Source organism: Paracoccus aestuariivivens (assembly GCF_009711225.1).
Taxonomy (GTDB): Bacteria; Pseudomonadota; Alphaproteobacteria; order Rhodobacterales; family Rhodobacteraceae; genus Paracoccus; species Paracoccus aestuariivivens.
Genome location: NZ_WMIE01000012.1, coordinates 54,544 through 72,667, shown reverse-complemented (window position 1 = coordinate 72,667; position 18,124 = coordinate 54,544). Strand labels below are relative to the sequence as shown.

At 62.8% G+C, this 18,124-nt stretch carries 17 protein-coding genes; 12 read left to right on the top strand and 5 right to left on the bottom strand.

The genetic code is table 11. The annotated features are described in order from the left end of the window. Positions 1–7 precede the first annotated feature (7 nt). The 4 genes from GL286_RS16150 to GL286_RS16135 all read left to right on the top strand — a co-directional run bounded on the left by GL286_RS16150 (position 8) and on the right by GL286_RS16135 (position 5,629). Positions 8–1,399 (top strand): NAD(P)/FAD-dependent oxidoreductase, encoded by a 1,392-nt coding sequence (locus tag GL286_RS16150; RefSeq protein ID WP_155096625.1) that lies wholly within the window; start codon positions 8–10, stop codon positions 1,397–1,399. Between the two features lie 13 nt (positions 1,400–1,412). Then, the gene (gene xsc / locus GL286_RS16145; RefSeq protein WP_155096609.1) at positions 1,413–3,194 is read left to right on the top strand and encodes a sulfoacetaldehyde acetyltransferase; all 1,782 of its coding nucleotides are present in this window, start codon (positions 1,413–1,415) and stop codon (positions 3,192–3,194) included. A gap of 115 nt (positions 3,195–3,309) precedes the next feature. Continuing rightward, complete coding sequence (locus GL286_RS16140; RefSeq protein WP_246184989.1) at positions 3,310–4,458, top strand: YeiH family protein; 1,149 nt, start codon at positions 3,310–3,312, stop codon at positions 4,456–4,458. Positions 4,459–4,618: 160 nt separating this feature from the next. Next, the gene (locus tag GL286_RS16135; RefSeq protein ID WP_155096608.1) at positions 4,619–5,629 is read left to right on the top strand and encodes a phosphate acetyltransferase; all 1,011 of its coding nucleotides are present in this window, start codon (positions 4,619–4,621) and stop codon (positions 5,627–5,629) included. A 15-nt stretch (positions 5,630–5,644) separates the two neighbouring features. Here the strand turns inward: GL286_RS16135 and GL286_RS16130 are convergent, their stop codons facing one another. From GL286_RS16130 to GL286_RS16120, 3 genes are all read right to left on the bottom strand, one after another. Next, positions 5,645–6,772: an SGNH/GDSL hydrolase family protein gene (locus tag GL286_RS16130; protein WP_155096607.1), complete on the bottom strand. Its 1,128-nt coding sequence runs from the start codon at positions 6,770–6,772 to the stop codon at positions 5,645–5,647. A 3-nt stretch (positions 6,773–6,775) separates the two neighbouring features. Then, complete coding sequence (locus GL286_RS16125; protein ID WP_343038913.1) at positions 6,776–8,011, bottom strand: MBOAT family O-acyltransferase; 1,236 nt, start codon at positions 8,009–8,011, stop codon at positions 6,776–6,778. A 291-nt stretch (positions 8,012–8,302) separates the two neighbouring features. Further along, positions 8,303–8,521 carry a DUF4287 domain-containing protein gene (locus GL286_RS16120; RefSeq protein ID WP_155096605.1) on the bottom strand — a complete coding sequence of 73 codons (219 nt, stop codon included), beginning with the start codon at positions 8,519–8,521 and terminating at the stop codon, positions 8,303–8,305. 108 nt (positions 8,522–8,629) lie between these two features. On the opposite strand from GL286_RS16120, the gene GL286_RS16115 reads away from it, so the two are divergent. After that, complete coding sequence (locus GL286_RS16115; protein ID WP_155096604.1) at positions 8,630–9,121, top strand: MarR family winged helix-turn-helix transcriptional regulator; 492 nt, start codon at positions 8,630–8,632, stop codon at positions 9,119–9,121. Here the strand turns inward: GL286_RS16115 and GL286_RS16110 are convergent, their stop codons facing one another. Continuing rightward, positions 9,122–10,030: a LysR family transcriptional regulator gene (locus GL286_RS16110; protein WP_155096603.1), complete on the bottom strand. Its 909-nt coding sequence runs from the start codon at positions 10,028–10,030 to the stop codon at positions 9,122–9,124. A 162-nt stretch (positions 10,031–10,192) separates the two neighbouring features. Here GL286_RS16110 and atzF point away from each other — a divergent pair, with 162 nt between their 5' ends. Further along, positions 10,193–12,025: an allophanate hydrolase gene (gene atzF, locus GL286_RS16105; RefSeq protein ID WP_246184988.1), complete on the top strand. Its 1,833-nt coding sequence runs from the start codon at positions 10,193–10,195 to the stop codon at positions 12,023–12,025. An 11-nt stretch (positions 12,026–12,036) separates the two neighbouring features. On the opposite strand, the gene GL286_RS16100 is transcribed toward atzF, so the two are convergent. Beyond that, positions 12,037–12,414 (bottom strand): AtzH-like domain-containing protein, encoded by a 378-nt coding sequence (locus tag GL286_RS16100; RefSeq protein WP_155096602.1) that lies wholly within the window; start codon positions 12,412–12,414, stop codon positions 12,037–12,039. 83 nt (positions 12,415–12,497) lie between these two features. Here GL286_RS16100 and GL286_RS16095 point away from each other — a divergent pair, with 83 nt between their 5' ends. The 6 genes from GL286_RS16095 to GL286_RS16070 all read left to right on the top strand — a co-directional run bounded on the left by GL286_RS16095 (position 12,498) and on the right by GL286_RS16070 (position 18,113). Next, a complete protein-coding gene (locus GL286_RS16095; RefSeq protein ID WP_155096601.1) occupies positions 12,498–13,184 on the top strand; it encodes a cysteine hydrolase family protein in 687 nt (228 codons plus the stop codon). A gap of 27 nt (positions 13,185–13,211) precedes the next feature. Continuing rightward, positions 13,212–14,792 carry a hypothetical protein gene (locus GL286_RS16090; protein ID WP_211596390.1) on the top strand — a complete coding sequence of 527 codons (1,581 nt, stop codon included), beginning with the start codon at positions 13,212–13,214 and terminating at the stop codon, positions 14,790–14,792. A gap of 9 nt (positions 14,793–14,801) precedes the next feature. Then, positions 14,802–15,002, top strand: coding sequence for a DUF4089 domain-containing protein (locus GL286_RS16085; RefSeq protein ID WP_211596388.1), 201 nt, complete (start codon positions 14,802–14,804; stop codon positions 15,000–15,002). 4 nt (positions 15,003–15,006) lie between these two features. Continuing rightward, a complete protein-coding gene (locus GL286_RS16080) occupies positions 15,007–16,443 on the top strand; it encodes an AtzE family amidohydrolase (RefSeq protein ID WP_211596386.1) in 1,437 nt (478 codons plus the stop codon). A 177-nt stretch (positions 16,444–16,620) separates the two neighbouring features. Then, positions 16,621–17,757 carry a helix-turn-helix transcriptional regulator gene (locus tag GL286_RS16075; protein ID WP_155096599.1) on the top strand — a complete coding sequence of 379 codons (1,137 nt, stop codon included), beginning with the start codon at positions 16,621–16,623 and terminating at the stop codon, positions 17,755–17,757. Positions 17,758–17,867: 110 nt separating this feature from the next. After that, a complete protein-coding gene (locus GL286_RS16070; RefSeq protein WP_155096598.1) occupies positions 17,868–18,113 on the top strand; it encodes a hypothetical protein in 246 nt (81 codons plus the stop codon). Positions 18,114–18,124: the final 11 nt, after the last annotated feature.

Genomic DNA, 18,124 nt, shown 5'->3' with positions numbered 1-18,124 from the left:
GCCGATGATGCTGGATATCGCAAGACGCAGCGGATCGGTCCCCTTCGACCCCTTCTACGACCCCATGCATGCCCGCGCGCTGGGTCCGCATAGCGACTACGCCCCGACCTACTGGATCGGCACCGCCGGTCCCGCGCCGCAGGATGACGGCCCGGTCATGGGCGACATGGATGTCGATGTCGCCATTATCGGTTCGGGCTATACCGGCCTTTCGACCGCGATCCATCTCGCCAAGATGCACGGTATCAAAGCCACGGTGCTTGAGGCCAACGGCGTCGCCTACGGCTGCTCGACCCGCAATGGCGGGCAGGCCCAGCTTTCCGCCGGCCGCCTGAAGCGCAGCCAATGGATCGACCGTTGGGGCATCGACACGGCACGCGGGTTGCATTCCGAAATCACCGAGGCTTTCGATCTGTTCCGCGGCCTGATCCGCGACCACCAGATCGACTGCGAACCGCAGGAAGGGGGCCATTACTACATCGCCCACAAGCCCGCCCTGATCCCCGCACTGACCAGCGAGGTCGCGGTGCTGAACGACCAGTTCGGCTACGGCGCGCGGATGCTCTCGCGCGAGGAGGTGCTGGAAACCGTCGCCCGCGACCATGAGGCCCAAGGCGCGATGTGGGAGCCGGACGGCACGGGCATCCATGCCGCGAAACTGGCCTTCGGCTATCTGCGCGTCGCCCGCGAGTTGGGCGCGACCGTCCATACCGACAGCTCCGTACAGGGCTGGGAATACAAGAACGGCCTCCATCACCTGCGGACCCCCGGCGGCACCGTCCGCGCCCGCCGCGTCGCGGTGGCGACGGCGGCCTATGCCCCGCGCGGGTTGCACTCCAAGCTGCGCGACCGGCTCATGCCGATCATGTCGAACAGCGTCGTGACCCGCGTGCTGACGCCGGCCGAACTGGACGCCATCGGCATCAAGAAGCGCTCGCCGCTGACCGACACCCGCACGCTGCGCCATTACTACCGCCTGCTCCCGGACAACCGGCTGCAGATCGGCTCGCGCGCCGCGATCACCGGCAAGGATGCGGCGAACCCCGCCCATCTGGCGGGCCTGCGCGCGGGCATGGAGCGCAAGTTCCCTGCCCTGAAGGGGATCGAGCTGGACTACAGCTGGTGGGGCTGGGTCGATGTCAGCCATGACATGATGCCCCGCATCACCGGCCTGCCCGACCTGCCGGGTGCTTTCTACGCCATGGGCTATGGCGGCAATGGGGTGATGTATTCCGCCATGGCCGGACGCCGCATGGCGCAGCTGGTGGCGGGAGAAAGCCTGCCCGACCTGCCGATCTTCAATTCCGAACTACCCCATGAGGGCTGGAAAACGCCCTTCCGCCGCCTTGGCCAATGGGGCCTCTATCACCTCTATCACTACCGCGACGAACGCGCATAAGGGAGAGAACACTATGAAAATGACCACCGAAGAAGCCTTCGTCAAAGTTCTTCAGCTGCACGGCATCGAGCACGCCTTCGGGATCATCGGCTCGGCCATGATGCCCGTCAGCGACCTGTTCCCCAAGGCCGGGATCAAGTTCTGGGACTGCGCCCATGAAACGAATGCGGGGCTGATGGCCGACGGTTTCACCCGCTCGACCGGCAAAATGTCGATGGCGATTGCCCAGAACGGGCCGGGCGTCACCGGCTTCGTCACGCCCGTGAAAACCGCCTATTGGAACCACACGCCGCTGCTGCTGATCACCCCGCAAGCGGCGAACAAGACCATCGGTCAGGGCGGTTTCCAGGAGATGGAGCAGATGCGCCTGTTCGCCGATTGCGTCTGCTATCAGGAGGAAGTCCGCGACGCCTCGCGCATCCCCGAGGTGCTGAACCGCGTCATCATGCAGGCATGGCGGAACTCGGCCCCGGCGCAGATGAACATCCCGCGCGACATGTGGACCCAAGTCATCGACGTGGACCTGCCGCAGGTCGTGGCCTTCGAGCGCCCCTCGGGCGGCGAGAAAGCCGTGGCCGAGGCTGCACGCCTGCTCTCGGAAGCCGAATTCCCGGTCATCCTGTCCGGCGCAGGCGTCGTCCTGTCGGGCGCGATCCCGGACCTCATCAAACTGGCCGAGCGGCTGGATGCCCCGGTCTGCTCGAACTACCAGCACAATGACAGCTTCCCCGGCTCGCATCCGCTGGCTATGGGCCCCTTGGGCTATAACGGCTCGAAAGCCGGGATGGAGATCATTCAAAAGGCCGATGTGGTCCTTGCCCTCGGCACGCGCCTCAACCCCTTCTCGACCCTGCCGGGCTACGGCATCGACTACTGGCCCAAAGAGGCCAAGATCATTCAGGTCGATATCAATGCCGACCGCATTGGCCTGACCAAGAAGGTCACCGTCGGCATTCAGGGCGACGCCGCCAAGGTGGCACGCGGTATCCTTGGCCAATTGTCGGACGTGGCGGGCGATGCCGGCCGCGACGACCGCAAGGCATTGGTCTCGCAGACAAAATCCCGCTGGGCGCAGGAACTGTCGAGCCTCGACCACGAGGATGACGATCCGGGAACCGAATGGAACTCGGGCGCGCGCGAGAAGGACGCCGACCTGATGTCGCCCCGCCAGGCTTGGCGCGCGATCATGCAGGCGGTGCCGAAAGACGCCATCGTCAGCAGCGACATCGGCAACAACTGCGCCATCGGAAACGCCTATCCCAGCTTCGAGGCGGGCCGGAAATACCTCGCCCCCGGCCTGTTCGGTCCCTGCGGCTATGGCTTCCCCTCGATCCTTGGTGCCAAGATCGGCAACCCCGACACTCCGGTCATCGGCTTCGCGGGCGACGGCGCTTTTGGGATCTCGATGAACGAGATGACCGCCTGCGGCCGCGCGGATTGGCCCGCGATCACCATGGTGATCTTCCGCAACTACCAATGGGGCGCGGAAAAGCGCAACACGACGCTGTGGTATGACAATAATTTCGTCGGCACCGAACTGGATCGCGGCACCACCTATGCCGGGATCGCCAAGGCCTGCGGCGCGAATGGCATTCAGGTGCGTTCTGCCGAGGAACTGACCGCCGCGCTGCACGAGGCCGTCGATCGCCAGCAGAAGCACAAGGAAACCACCTTCATCGAGGTGATCCTGAATCAGGAACTGGGTGAACCCTTCCGCCGCGACGCGATGAAAAAGCCGGTCGTGGTCGCGGGCATCGACGCCGCCGACATGCGCCCGCAAACCGCGATGGCCTAAGCGAAACAGCGGGCCGTCCTCGGCCGGTCCGCCCCAAGATTTCCCGTCCCGACCGATCTTGTCGGGGCAGGAACCTGTCATGCCCGGGCCAGCCCTCGGCCCGCGAGGAGAAGCCATGTCCACGCCCAGCCCAGCCCTGCGCCGCGAACCGGAACAGGCCACCGAAGCCCCCTCTCTGCTGGCCCCGCAGGAACCACCCCGCAAGGCCCCGACCATGCCGATCCTGCCGCCCGCGCCGCCTAAGCCCGCATTTTCGGCCCGATTGCTCGGGGGGCTCAGCCTTGGACAGGTTTTCCCCGGCCTCGCCGTCTCGGTCCTTGTCGCCGCCACCGCACAATTCCTGTCCGAGCATTACGGCGCGCCCGCCATGCTGATGGCGCTGCTGCTGGGCCTTGCACTGAACTTTCTGGCCGAGACCGGCACCAAGACCGCCCCTGGCATCGGCTTCACCGCCAAGACGGTGCTGCGGCTGGGGGTGGCGCTGCTGGGCGCAAGGATCTCGGTCGAGATGCTGGCGGGGCTTGGCGGCGCGGCCATCGGCTTGGTCGTCGCAGGCGTCGTACTGACCATCCTGTTCGCGCTCGCGATCACCCGCACCGTCGGGCGCGACTGGCGCTTTGCCCTGCTGACCGGAGGCTCGGTCGCGATTTGTGGCGCCTCTGCCGCCATGGCCATCGCCGCCGTCCTACCCCGCCACGAGAAATCCGAGCGCGATCTGGTCTTCACCGTCCTTGCCGTCACCGTGCTCTCGACGGTCGCGATGGTGCTTTACCCGATGCTGGCGCAGGTTTTCGGTTTCGACGCCCGCGATTCCGGTGTTTTCCTTGGCGGCACGATCCATGACGTGGCCCAAGTCGTCGGCGCGGGTTTCTCGATCGGCCCCGAGGCCGGAGAGACCGCAACGCTGGTCAAGCTGATCCGCGTCTCGATGCTGGCGCCGGTGGTGCTGGTGATCTCGCTGGCGATCCGTGCGCGCGGTCTGGCCGATCAGGTCGAGGGAAAACGCCCGCCGCTGCTGCCTGGCTTTGTTCTGGGCTTTCTCGCGCTGGCGGCGGTGAACTCGCTGGGGCTACTGCCGGTCTGGCTGGCCGATGCGGCGGGCGTTCTGTCCCGCTGGGCGCTGCTGGTCGCCATCGCTGCGGTCGGGATCAAGACTTCGCTGGCACGCATGCTTGAAGTCGGGCCGGCGGCGATTGCGTTGCTGGTCGTCGAAACCGCCTTTCTTGGCATCTTCATAGTCGCGGGCATCCATTGGATCGCCTGACCGCCAAACCGGTGTACGCGCGGTGTACTGACTGTGCACACGCGCTGCACTCCTGTCACAGCAATTTTTCCTGCAATTTCAAGCCACATCTACATTCCAGACTCCGCCTTGTGTTCCAAGCAACGCGCGCCGCCGTTGCGGCACTCCGAAAGATTGAACCATGAAACCGCTCGACCTGATCTACCAGTCGGCCCGCGCCAATCCCCGCCACATCATCCTGTCCGAGGGCCGCGATCCCCGCGTCTGCGACGCTGCCCTCCGCCTCAGTTCCGAGGGGCTGGCCCGCATCACCCTGCTGGATGGGCCGGACCTGCCGGGAATAACCTCGCTATGCCCCGCAGAAGCCCCTGATCTGGTCGAACTTTCCGTCCACTGGCACCGGATGCGCGCCTCGCGCGGCATGACCGCTGAACGGGCCTTGGACGAGATGCGCGACCCGATCCGTCAGGCCGCCATGCGGGTGCGTCTGGGTCATGCCGATGGTACGGTCGGCGGCGCAGTCGCCACCACCGCCGATACCGTCCGCGCCGCGCTGCAAATCATCGGGAAATCCCCCGATGCGGGCATCGTCTCCAGCTTTTTCCTGATGCTTTCGTGCAAATCTTCCTCTGAAATCAAGGGCGGCATGATCTTCGCCGATTGCGGTCTGGTCATCGAACCCGATGCGACCGAACTTGCCGCCATCGCCCGCTCTGCCGCACAATCCTGCCGTCAGATCCTGCGCGAAACGCCCCGCGTGGCGCTGCTTTCCTTCTCGACCGCGGGTTCCGCCGACCATCCCAGCCTGCACCGCATCCGCGAGGCCCTGCGCCTGATCCGCGAGACCGATCCGGAACTGGAAATCGACGGAGAATTGCAATTCGACGCCGCTCTGGACGATGCCATCCGCGCCAAAAAGGCCCCCGGCAGCCGCCTGACCGGAAGGCCGAATGTCTTCGTTTTCCCCGATCTAGCCTCGGGCAATATCGGTTATAAAATCGCCCAAAGGCTGGGTGGGATGAATGCCATTGGACCGATCCTGCAGGGGCTAGCCAAGCCTGCCAACGATCTGTCGCGCGGTTGTTCGGTCGACGATATCGTGGCCGCCGCTGCGATCACTGCGGTTCAGGCGCAGCGGCTGGCCGAAACTGCGGCCCCTCCGGCATCAAACGATCAGCAGCTAACCGTGTGATAATTACCATCTAAATCAATTCACTGCGCTATACGGTACCCGCGTCATGCTGACAGAGCGCGACGCTTCCCTATCAATCACGTCCAACAGGGATTGCCCGAATTTCTTGTTCGTGTTCCCCGTGTAGTGACCGTCACCATAAAATGCCGAAGGATCGCGAATGGATTGAAGATCCGTCGTCGCGACAAAAGGAATATCGTTCGCTTTCAGATACTCGGCAAATATCTGGCGCAGATCGGGATCTTGGGAATTCCGCGTCTGGATCAGCAGAACGACAGGAATCTGCTGATCCGCGCGAGCGGTTTCGCTGAAATCCCGCACCATCCGACGCAGAACCTCCTGATAGGGATAGGGGTCGGATCCTTTGCCGGAATTGATATCCTGTTCTTTCTCTTTGATGCTTTGAACCGCCAAGGCCCGCCGGATCAGCCGCGCAAAGGGCGATGCATCCAGAACTGGCAGCGCAAAGGCGCTTTCCGAATATAGCCCGTCTTTTTCCCGCAACTGCCTATGCCATTTCGCGACCAGATCGGGATGGGCCTCCAAGGCGATCTCCTCAGATAGCGATTGCAGCACCGGCCCATCGGCGCGAAGCCCGTCCGCCCCCTCGGGCCAGAACACCGGATAGGTATAGGGCGCAGGCTGTTCGAACGCCCAAACGCGGTTCGAGTAAGAACTCATCGCGGCTGTGGTGGACGAAAGGATGCCCAGAACCGCGACATCACCGGGTTTCCTATTCTGTCGGTCTTCCAGAAACACCTCGTAAGAGAAATTTGGCGGGGCGTTGGGACCACCATGCACGTCTACCAGCATATCCGGCCGATGCGTCTGGGCGCCATGTGCGATGTCGGCCGCGAAGGACATTCCATAGACCCGCATCACCGGCGCCTCATCCGAGGCTTCGGCCTTGAACCCGACAGCCGATTCCTCGATCACATCGGGCAGCCATGCCACCGCCAGCAGATTACCGGGCGCACCGGGATGCTGCTTCATCTGCGCGATCTTGCCCGGCACCGAAGCGCCATAATCGAAGAAGCCTTTCAACGATGCCGGCGCCGGACCTTGCAGCAGAAGCGCGACAAGGCCGTCCAACAGGATCAGAAATCCGATAGTCAGTACGAAGGTTTTGAGTGTGGATCGCATGGCTCAGAACTGGAAATAAATGAACGCGCTCGGCGTGGTCGTTGCCCCGAAGGCCAGAGTATAAACCAGAATCGAATAGCAGGCAGCCCGTGCCGGTCGCAGCCAGACCTCATAGAAGCGCGGATTTCCGGTGACTTCGATCATGACGTCGACAAACAAGATTACCGCCATTCCGGCAAATGCCGGAACCGGAATGTTGATGAAGCCCAGATCCGAAAAATCGGACCAACGCATTGTCAGAAGACTTTTGGTAAAACGGGTAATCTGTTCGAAAGACGAGGCCCTGAACAACAGCCAGCCGTAGCATGTGACCTGAAAGAACAGCGCGATCTTGATGATGTGCAAGAACATGCCGCCGAAACCTTTATCCGTCCGCGCGCCAAGCTTGCCGACCAATTGTCGATGCAGGACCAAAAGCGTCCCTTGATACGCTCCCCATAGGACAAAATTCCATGCCGCCCCATGCCATAATCCGCCAAGGACCATTGTCAGCATCAGGTTGATCTGCGTCCGGCGCTTGCCTTTCCTGTTTCCGCCCAGAGGAACATACAGATAATCGCGAAGCCATGTGGATAATGAAATATGCCAGCGTCGCCAGAAATCCTGCGGATTGACCGAAAAATAGGGTTGCGCAAAATTCAGCATGAGGTTGAACCCCATGATCCGCGCGACCCCACGCGCAATATCGGTATATCCGGAAAAATCGCAATATATCTGGATCGCGAATAGCCACGTCCCGATCAGGATAACGCCGCCCGAAGGGTCCGGCATGGCAAATATCGTATCGACCGTCGGGCTGATCGCATCTGCGATGACGATCTTCTTGATCAGACCTATCAAGCACAACACCACTCCGCGCGTGACATTATCCCATGTCATGCGACGAGGATGACTTACTTCGGGCAAAAGATGGCTCGCCCGTTCGATCGGGCCTGCGACAAGCTGCGGAAAGAACGAAACAAAAAGCGCGAAATCCCGCAAACTCGTCGTCGCGCGAATATCGCGGCGATATACATCAATCGTATAACTCAGCGTCTGGAACGTATAAAAGGAAATGCCGACCGGTAGCACGATATGAAGCGCATGATAGGATACCGGAAAGCCGAACTTTTCCGAGAGCATCGCAAAACTCTCGATAAAGAAATTAAAGTATTTGAATATCCCAAGCACACTCAGGTTGGTCCAAAGCGACACGGAAAGCCAAAATCGCCGCGCCGATTGCGTCTCTGTCCTTTCCATTTTCAAAGCAATCAGATAATCTGTGCAGGTGGATAGCATGATCAGAAATAGAAAGCGCCAATCCCAAGCCGCATAGAATACGTAGCTTGCAATCAATAGCATCCAGTTTTGCGCGCGGAATGGCAGTGCCACATAAAGCGCGAGAACGATCGAAAAAAAGATCCAGAAGTCCAGCTGTGAAAATACCAATTGTCAACTCATAAAAAACGCCGCCGGGAAATGGTTAGTCCGGGGAGGAAATGAGTCAACTTGGTCTTTTGGGCAGAGCAATTGGCCGCGCGCAGTCCGCGGCTACTCCGTCTTGCCCTTTAGCAACGCCACAATCGCCATTGCATGACCGTGCCCGAGCTGGAATTCGTCCTTGAGCCACGCGATCACGGTCCCGGGTTTGACACCATCGCCCAACTGTCCGGCCTTGGCATAGCCCTTGGCTTCAGCCAACGCCCTGAATTCTTCCGGAGATCTACCGGTCTTGTCTTCGATATTGCGGAGATAGGCTGCAAAACTCATGTCATGCGCTCCTTGATTGCGAAGAACAGGGCAAGCACCACGCGATTTATCTTGACGTCAAGCTATATCGGCATTTTATCTTTGCATCAAGATAAATCGCGGGACCTCATGCACGACCCTATCGACCACCGACGCGCGCAATGGGCCCGCGAATTGCCCGATCTGGACACCGGTCCGATGGACATTCTCGGTCGCATCAACCGGCTTGCCAGCATCATGGCACCCGAGATCGAGGCGACCTTCCGCGAGTTCGGCCTTGAGCGGGGCGAGTTCGATGTCATCGCGACGCTCAGACGCGCGGGGCCGCCCTATCGCCTTTCACCGACAAAGCTGTATTCCGCGCTGATGATCACCTCGGGCGGGCTGACGCACCGACTTGCGAGGCTGGCCCAAGCGGGGCTCATCCAGCGCGTTCCCGACCCCGAGGATGGACGCGGACTTTTGGTCCAACTGACCGAGCGCGGTCGCCAGTTAGCCGAAACCGCCTTCCGCGAGGATATGCGCCGCGAGGCCTTGCTGCTTCACGTTCTGGCCCCGCAGGACCGAACCGACCTTCAGAACCTGCTGCGGCGTCTTGGCACCATCCTTGGCGACAAATAACTACGCCCTTGCTCCGTCCAACTCCTCCAACGCTGCAGCCAGTTGCAGCGCGAATTTAGCCGAGGCGACCGGAAGCGTCCGTCCGCGCATCTGCCCCAGAAGGAGCGTGCCAATAGGCAGATCGCGTTCCGGCAGTTCACGGACCACCATGCCCGCATCTCCGCCAGACCCCAGCCCGATAGGGATCTGGAAACTGATTGCCTTTTCATAAAGCACATAACGGCGCATCAACTCGAAGCTGTCGGCCTCGACCACGGGGTTCAGCCCACGGGATTTGCCGCGCGTTGCAAGCTCCAGCAGGTGTCGCACGCCATATTCGTTCGAGGGGATGACATGGGGCATGGCCAGACAGTCGCGCAGCCGTAGGCGGGGCTTGTCGGCCAAAGGGTGATCCTTGGCCATGACGGCGCAAACCGGCTGCGGGATCGACGTAATGATCTCGAAATCGGCAAGGTGGATCGGCTCGAACACCAGGGCAAGATCGCTGGTGAAGGTACTCAGATCGTGTTCGGCGGCGGCGCGGTCGCGGACACGGACGCTGAACGTGACGCCCGGATGCTTTGCCCGATACCGCGAGATCTGTTCCGGCAGGAAGATCGGGTTCACCCCCTGACTGCAGCCGATAGAGACATGTCCGCGCCGGACTCCTGACAGGTCGGCCACCTGATTTCGCACCCGCTCCAGATCGGCATTCTGGCTGCGGATATGCTGCAACAGCAACTCGCCAGCGGGGTTGAGTCGCACGCCGCGTGGCAATCGCTCGAAGATCTGGGTCCCGAACTCGTCTTCGAGCCGCTGGATCTGCCGGTTCAACGCCGAGGAGGTGATGTTCATATCTTCGGCAGCCTTGCGGATCGAGCCTGCCCGCGCGACGTCGTGGATCAGCGAGAACGTCTGCAAATACTTCATATAGAACCATTTTAGTATTCACGCTGCAAATTTTGCAGCATTCTGCTGAAAACATAGCATTAGATTTCAGCGCAAAATAGCCGCAACCTTTTGCAGCGCGGCAACGGTGTCGGACCACCCGCCGCCATCGGGATGCAATTCGGGGGCCAAGGATGACAGCGGATGCGTATGACAGCAGGACGCACGGTGGTCGACATGCTTGAGGAACTGGCATTCACCTTACCCGACTTGCGGCGCGCCTATGCGCAGGGGTTGCAGCCGACCGCCCTGATCGCCGAGGTCTTTCGCCGCATCGCCCACGCCCGCGATCCAGGCATCTTCATCCATGTGATAGATCGCGATACCCTGCTGGCTCAGGCCGAGGCCTTGGGCCGGTTCGACCCGGACCTGCCCTTTTGGGGCATCCCCTTCGCGGTCAAGGACAATATCGACGTCGCCGATTGTCCAACCACCGTCGCCTGCCCCGCATTCGCCTATGCCGCCGACCGCGATGCCTTCGTCGTGGCGCGCTTGCGGGCGGCTGGGGCGCTTCCTATCGGAAAAACCAATCTGGACCAGTTCGCAACCGGATTGGTGGGCGTGCGCACTCCTTGGCCGGCACCAAGGAATGCGCACGATCCCGATATCGTGCCCGGAGGCTCGTCGTCAGGTTCTGCGGTCGCGGTCGCAAGGGGGATCGTCAGCTTTTCCTTGGGAACCGATACGGCAGGCTCGGGCCGCGTCCCCGCCGCGCTGAACAATATCGTGGGCCTGAAGCCAACGCCGGGGGCACTGTCCACAACTGGCGTGGTTCCGGCATGCCGGACGCTGGATGCGGTCTCGATTTTTGCGCTGACCGTTGCCGACGCCCATGAGATCTTCCACGAGGTTTGCGCCTATGACGCGGACGACCCCTATGCCAAGCCCGTTCGCGCCGCTGCCATCAGCAGCCCGCCGCCGCAACTGCGCATCGGCATCCCCAGCCGCAACTCGATCCGGTTCTTTGGCGACGACCAACAGCAAGACGCCTTCGACGCGGCCTGTGATCGGTTGCGCGCCATCGCCACGGTGACCGAAATCGATTTCACTCCGTTCTACGCCGTCGCCACCCTGCTTTACGAAGGTGCTTGGGTGGCCGAGCGTGACTGCGTGATCGGCCCGCTTCTGGATACCAACCCCGAGGCCGTGCTGCCCGTCATCCGCCGGATCGTCGGACGCGCAAAAGACCTGTCCGCGACAGATGCCTTCCGCGATTTCTACCGTCTGGCCGATCTGCGCCGACAGTTGCAACAGGTGCTCGAGCCGCTGGACATGATCTGCGTCCCCTCGATCCCGAACTTCCCGACCGTAGCCGAACTGCAGGCCGATCCGATCGGTCCCAATTCCCGTTTGGGAACTTATACCAACTTCGCCAACCTGCTCGGTCTTTGCGCATTGGCTGTTCCCGCGCCAGCCCGCGCAGACGGGCGTCCGGGCGGAGTGACCTTGCTGGCACAGGAGGGGCATGACGCCTTGCTGGCAGGCCTTGGAACCATCATCGAACGCTGGGGCAGCCGGAGTTTGGGCGCGACCGGTTGGGCCATTCCCGACGCAGCCCCCCGCCCCGTCACCGCCAGCACGACCGAGGTCGAGATCGCTGTCTGTGGCGCACATATGTCGGGACTGCCCTTGAATGGCGAGTTGACCCGCCGTGGTGGCCGCTTCCTGCGTCAGGGTCCGACGATGCCGGAATACAACCTCTACAGCCTGCCCGGTGGCCCGCCGCGGCGCCCCGGCATGGTCCGCTGCTCAGAGGGCGGAACCTCGATACAGGTCGAGGTGTGGGCGCTGCCCGCAACCCAACTCGGCAGCTTCATCGCAGGTATCCCTGCCCCCCTTTGCATCGGCACGATCCGGATGGCCGACGGCACCACCCCCAAGGGCTTTCTTTGCGAAACCGCCGCGACAAGCGGCGAGGCGATCAATGTCAGCGCCTTCGGTGACTGGCGGCTGGTTCTGGCCGAGGCGACGCCATGAGCCGCCCGAGCCTAACTGCCAAGGCTGACATGGGCCGCAGCGATCTGCCAGCCTTGCGCCCCGCGCTGCCAGACCTGCGTCTGCGCCCCTTTCAACCCCGAACCCAGCCTGCGATATTCGGCCGTCGCCACCGCGATATCGGGCGACAGCACCCTGATCTCGACCCGCGTAAGCTCTCGCGCCATGTCGGTCGCGTCGCGCGATCTGCGAAAGGCCTCGATCTCGTCGATGCCGTAAAGGCCGCGATCACCCATCATCCGGATCGCCTGCGCATCCTGCCGGAAAAAGCCGACCAGAGCCGCCACGTCATTGGTGACCAAGGCGGTTTCGTAGCGGTCGAACTCCGCGCGAATTTCCTTGACTACCGCTTCACTGTCGAAATCCGCCAACGCCCTGCCCCTGTGCTTGTCGCGCTATGGTGCAGGTCCAAGGGCCAATCCTGTCAAGACCTTTCGCGAAAGGTGCATCAGCCATGCCCATGATCAGGCTTACCGCCGAACCCGCAGCCATCGTGCTGGATACGACCCGAACCGCGCTGATCATCATCGACATGCAGCGCGACTTTCTCGAACCCGGCGGGTTTGGAGAGACTTTGGGCAATGACGTCTCGCTGCTGCAACAGGCGGTCGTCCCCTGCCAGACCGCGCTTGCCTCTGCCCGCAGATCAGGATTGCTGGTGATCCACACGCGCGAGGGGCACCGCCCCGATCTCTCGGACGCGCCCCCCGCCAAGATCGCGCGCGGCGCCCCCTCGAAGCGCATCGGCGATCCCGGCCCGATGGGCCGCATCCTGATCCGGGGCGAGCCGGGACATGACATCGTGGCCGACCTTGCCCCGATGAATGGAGAACCGGTGATCGACAAACCCGGCAAGGGCGCGTTCCACCAGACCGACCTGACCCAGCTTTTACGCAACAGCGACATCGATACCCTGATCGTCTGCGGCGTCACGACCGAGGTCTGCGTCCAAACAACCATCCGCGAGGCCAATGATCGCGGCTATCGCTGTGTCGCCCTTGCCGATGCCTGCGCGTCGTATTTTCCGGAATTCCACCGCGTCGGGCTCGAGATGATCAAGGCTCAGGGCGGGATTTTCGGCTGGGTCAGCGACGCCACCAGCTTTGCCAATGCCCTCGATGCCGCCACGTGCGCGGCCTGATCCCAACCCATATTCCGGAGGAAGCCCATGAAGACCTCGCCAAAACTCTGGACGCCGGGCGATTGGAACGCCCTGTTCGGCTTCGGAACCAACATCCTCGTGAACCTGCTGGTGCTGACGGGGCTGCTGCGCTTTGTCCTGAAAATGCCGGACGAGATCGTCTTTGGCCGCATCCTGCCCGCGCTTGGCATGATGATGCTTCTTTCGACCGGATATTACGCGTGGCTGGCCTATAGGCTGGCCAAGCAGACCGGACGCGACGACGTCTGCGCCCTGCCCTCGGGGATATCTGTGCCGCATATGTTCGTCGTCACCTTCGTGATCATGCTGCCGATCTCGCTGTCGACCGGCGATCCGGTCAAAGGCTGGGAGGCGGGCCTTGTCTGGGTGTTTTTCCAAAGCTTCATCCTGATGATCGGCGGCTTCATCGCGCCGTGGATCCGCAAGATCACACCGCGCGCCGCGCTTCTGGGGACTTTGGCGGGGGTGTCGATCGCGTTCATCTCGATGCGGCCCGCGCTCGAGATGTTCATGAACCCCGTGATCGGCTTGGTGTGCCTGTCCATCATTCTGGTGTCATGGCTGGGCGGAGCCCGCTACCCGCGCGGCATACCGGCGGGTCTGGTCGCCATCGCCTTCGGTATGCTGGTGGCGTGGGGTGCGGCGGCGCTGGGATTTCAGGTCGCGGGCATCTCGCCTGCCGGAGTCGGAAACGCGCTGGCCGGTTTCGGCTTTTCGCTGCCGGCTCCCGCCTTTGACCATGTGTTCAGCGGTTTCCAGTTCCTTGGCATCATCCTTGTGACCGCCATCCCCTTCGGCATCTATGATCTGGTCGAGGCCATGGACAATGTCGAATCCGCCGAGGCGGCGGGCGACCACTTCCCCACCACCCGCGTCCTGACCGCCGATGGCGTCGTCTCTCTGGTCGGCTGCCTGCTGGGCAACCCGTTCATCAACGCAGTCTATATCGGCCATCCCGGCTGGAAGGCGATGGGCGGGCGCATCGGTTATTCCGCTGCCACCGGAATCATGGTCGCATTCCTGTGCTGGTTCGGGATCATCGCGCTTCTGCTGGCACTGGTTCCGGTGGTCGCGATCTCGCCGATCCTGCTTTACATCGGGATGCTGATAGGGGCTCAGGCATTCCAGACCACGCCCGCAACCCACGCACCCGCGATCATCCTTGGCATGCTGCCGCACCTCGCGGCATGGGCCAAAACCCTGATCGACGGAGCCTTGGGCGCAGCGGGCGTGCAGATGACCCCCGATCTGGTTCATAACATGGCGATGGGGGGCGTCCTCTACGAAGGGCTTGCCGTCTTCGGCAGCGGCGCGATCCTGACCGGTCTGGTGCTGGCCGCCATCGCCGTCTTCATCATCGAACGCAAATTCGAGATGGCAGCGGGCTTTGCCCTTGCCGGCGCGGCGATGACCTTCCTTGGCTTCATGCATGGCGAGACGCTGGGCTTGAACGTCACCCCGCTGGTGGCACTGGCCTATGTCATCGTCGGCGCGTTCCTTTACGCCTGCGCCAAGGCCAACGTCGTGGCTTACGGCCTACCCGAGCCTATTGCTTCGGATGCGCCCTCGGCGCATCCGGCCGAGTAGGTCCGCGCCGTGGATCACGACGCCTATATCGACGCCGCCTCGGCGATGGTCGGCCTGACCATCGCCGGGGAATACCGCCCCGGCGTCGCGCGCTTCCTTGCCGTCGCCGCCGAGATGGCCGCCATACTTGAAGCGGTTCCTCTCGACGACGCGGAACTGGCCTTGGCTCCGGTCTATCGCCCGCCCTTCCCAAAGGCCGAACATGCTTGACCCGATGGACGACCCGACTAGCCCTTGGTCCAGCGCCGCACAGATCGCCGCAGCCGTGCGCGGCGGCCATGTCAGCGCGGTCGAGATCACCCGTACGGCGCTCGAGCGGGTCCAGTCCCACAACCCCCGCATCAATGCCTATACCGACCTCACTGCCGGTCGCGCCCTGCGCGAGGCGGCGGCGATCGACCGCGCCCAAGCCGCAGGCCAGCCGCTCGGCCCCTTGGCGGGTGTCCCCTTTGCCGTGAAGAACCTGTTCGACGTCAAGGGTCTGCCCACCCGTGCAGGCGCGCGTATCAACCGCGAACTTGTGCCAGCCGAACGCGATGCCACCCTGATCTCGCGGATGAACCAGGCGGGGGCAGTCCTGCTTGGCACGCTGAACATGGGCGAATACGCCTATGATTTCACCGGCGAGAATGCCCATGACGGCCCCTGCCGCAACCCGCATGACCTGTCCCGCATGAGCGGCGGCTCATCTTCGGGATGCGGCGCAGCGACGGCAGCGGGACTTGCGCCGATCTCGCTTGGTTCGGATACGAACGGGTCGTTGCGGGTACCTGCCTCGTTATGCGGTGTGTTCAGCCTCAAGCCCACATATGGCCGTCTGAGCCGCGCGGGCACGTTTCCCTTTGTTGACAGTCTTGACCATCTTGGCCCCATGGCCCGCAGCACACAGGATCTGGCGCTGGCCTATGATGCGATGCAGGGGCCCGACCCTGCCGATCATGCCTGCGCCGACCTGCCCCCGCGCGCCTCGGACCCGATGGCCGGAATCCGCGGTCTGAAAATCGCGGTGCTGGATGGCTGGTTTCACGACAATGCCGATGATCTGGCGCGGGACGCCGTCGCCGCCGCCGCTGCGGCTTTTGCCGGTGTGACCAAGGTCTCGGTCGCAAGTTTCGATGCCGCCGAGGCCGCACGCGCAGCAGCCTATCTGGTCACCAATAGCGAAAGCGCGGGGTTTCACCTCGACCGGTTGCGCGGCCGGATCAAGGATTACGATCCCGATACCCGCGACCGTTTCCTTGCAGGGGCGCTTCTGCCCGCCGCATGGGCCAGCCGCGCCCAACGTGTGCGCCATTGGGGCCTGCAACAGGCGCTAGAGCTGTTCCGCTCGTATGATCTGCTGCTGGCTCCGGCCACCCCTTGCGCCGCGCCTCTGTCGGGCAGCAAGACCCTGCGCCTTGCCGGACAGGATCTGGCGCTCCGGCCCAATCTGGGGCTGCTATCGCAGCCCTTCTCGTCGATCGGCCTGCCCGTCGTCACCGCACCGATCTTTGCCCCCGATACCTTGCCCATCGGTGTGCAACTGATCGCCGCCCCGTGGCGCGAGGACCTGACCCTGCGCGCCGCGGCATTTCTGGAAACCTCCGAGACCGCAGCGGCCTATCCACCGACCGTTATCCCCCCTGCCCCCGCACGAGCGCGGTTGCACTGACGACAATCGACGACAGCGCCGCAGGATCGCGATCTGACGGTCCGATCCGGTCTTTCCTTGCCGGTTCCTGCCGCGATCTACAGCTTGATCCAGCCAGAGCGCGGACTTAACTTCTGGATCGCCCCACCCATTCGTGACCGAGTCAAAGGAAATCGCCGACGATTTTCGGAGGGGATCATGAACAGGCAAATTCAGGCTGCGTCCGACCTGATCGGCATGATCTACGATTGCGTCGTGGACCCTGAAAACTGGCCGCATGTGCTGGAAGCCGCCTGCCGGAAGATCCGTTTCCATTACGGCGCACTGTCGCTGCAAACCCTGCCCTCGGGCATTCCGCTGCTGCATGCCTGTAGCGGCCTCGCGCCGGAATGGCTGGCCCGCATTCCCGACTACAGCGCCGACTTCATCGAGCGTTGGGGCGGACGCCAGCGCGTCGATGCCCTGCCCCTGTCCGAGCCCGCCATCCTGTCGCGGGTCAATCCCGAATGGGCCTCGCCGGACAGCCGCTATTACAGGGAATGGGCGCAACCCCTGGGCATCCACGATATAATGGCCCTCGGCATGGTGCGCGAGCCATCCGCCATCGGCTCGATCATTCTGGCGCGGCATCACAGGCAAGGACCGATCACGCGGCAGGATCTGGAAACCGCGCGGTTGATCCTGCCCCATGCCCAACGCGCCATCGCGATCAGCCGCATCCTTGAAACGCGACGGCTGACGATTTCGTCGCTGCACTCGGTTCTGGACCAGATTCCCGTCGGTGTGGTTCTGGTCAATGCGTCCTGCCGGATCCTTCATGCCAACCGGACCGGCATCGCCACGCTTGAGGCCGGTCATCCCGTCGCGTCGCGACAAGGCAGGTTCCATCTGAACGACCCGGATCTGGACCGCAGGCTGGCGCAATCGGTCCGCGAGGCGGCGCGCGGATTTTCCCCCGACCTGCAAGGCGTGGACTTCCCGCTCCGCGATACAGATGGCAAGGGCTACATGGTCCAGATCCTGCCGGTCTCGGCGCATTCCCGCACGATGGAGGTCGTCGCGGGGGCGGCGGTGATCTTCATCAAGGAGCTCTCGCCCACCCTGCCCGCGCCACACGCGTCCTTTGCGGCAGTCTATGGCCTCAGCAAGGCCGAGGCGGTGGTGCTGGCCAAAATCGCCCAAGGCAGCGGTGTGGTGGAAGCCGCGCGCCAGCTTGGTCTAAGCGCAGCCACGGTGAAAACCCATCTGCAACATATCTTCGACAAAACGGGCGTCCGTCGGCAGGCCGATCTGGTTGCGCTGGTGTCGTCCAGCAGGATTTCGTCGGACCGTTAGCCCATCATCCGATCGGTTGATTACGCGGGACTGGCGATCCTTTAGGTTCGAATCCATTCCGCCAACCCGATAGCATCGCACCGGCCCTTGGCCGGAGAACGGAGGACAGAATGACCTTTCTCGTCTTCGCCGCCTGCCTTGCCCTGCAACCCGAAGAATGCCGCGAACGCAAGATCCGCGTCTACGGCAAGGGCGAGACGATCTCTTGCATGATGACCGCGCAACTTACACTGGCGCAATGGGCCAACGACCACTCGGAATGGCGGATCAGGAAATGGCACTGTGCCACCGATCCTCCGGTGATCGGCACGGTGATGACCGGCAAGGGCCAATATTCCGCACCGATCTCGGATTGACGCATCCGATC

Excerpts from the sequence above, each read along its gene's own strand:
- GL286_RS16150 (WP_155096625.1), top strand. The coding sequence starts at position 8 with ATGCTGGATATCGCAAGACGCAGCGGATCGGTCCCCTTCGACCCCTTC.
- xsc (WP_155096609.1), top strand. The coding sequence starts at position 1,413 with ATGAAAATGACCACCGAAGAAGCCTTCGTCAAAGTTCTTCAGCTGCAC.
- GL286_RS16140 (WP_246184989.1), top strand. The coding sequence starts at position 3,310 with ATGTCCACGCCCAGCCCAGCCCTGCGCCGCGAACCGGAACAGGCCACC.
- GL286_RS16135 (WP_155096608.1), top strand. The coding sequence starts at position 4,619 with ATGAAACCGCTCGACCTGATCTACCAGTCGGCCCGCGCCAATCCCCGC.
- GL286_RS16130 (WP_155096607.1), bottom strand. The coding sequence starts at position 6,772 with ATGCGATCCACACTCAAAACCTTCGTACTGACTATCGGATTTCTGATC.
- GL286_RS16125 (WP_343038913.1), bottom strand. The coding sequence starts at position 8,011 with ATGGAAAGGACAGAGACGCAATCGGCGCGGCGATTTTGGCTTTCCGTG.
- GL286_RS16120 (WP_155096605.1), bottom strand. The coding sequence starts at position 8,521 with ATGAGTTTTGCAGCCTATCTCCGCAATATCGAAGACAAGACCGGTAGA.
- GL286_RS16115 (WP_155096604.1), top strand. The coding sequence starts at position 8,630 with ATGCACGACCCTATCGACCACCGACGCGCGCAATGGGCCCGCGAATTG.
- GL286_RS16110 (WP_155096603.1), bottom strand. The coding sequence starts at position 10,030 with ATGAAGTATTTGCAGACGTTCTCGCTGATCCACGACGTCGCGCGGGCA.
- atzF (WP_246184988.1), top strand. The coding sequence starts at position 10,193 with ATGCGTATGACAGCAGGACGCACGGTGGTCGACATGCTTGAGGAACTG.
- GL286_RS16095 (WP_155096601.1), top strand. The coding sequence starts at position 12,498 with ATGCCCATGATCAGGCTTACCGCCGAACCCGCAGCCATCGTGCTGGAT.
- GL286_RS16090 (WP_211596390.1), top strand. The coding sequence starts at position 13,212 with ATGAAGACCTCGCCAAAACTCTGGACGCCGGGCGATTGGAACGCCCTG.
- GL286_RS16080 (WP_211596386.1), top strand. The coding sequence starts at position 15,007 with ATGGACGACCCGACTAGCCCTTGGTCCAGCGCCGCACAGATCGCCGCA.
- GL286_RS16075 (WP_155096599.1), top strand. The coding sequence starts at position 16,621 with ATGAACAGGCAAATTCAGGCTGCGTCCGACCTGATCGGCATGATCTAC.
- GL286_RS16070 (WP_155096598.1), top strand. The coding sequence starts at position 17,868 with ATGACCTTTCTCGTCTTCGCCGCCTGCCTTGCCCTGCAACCCGAAGAA.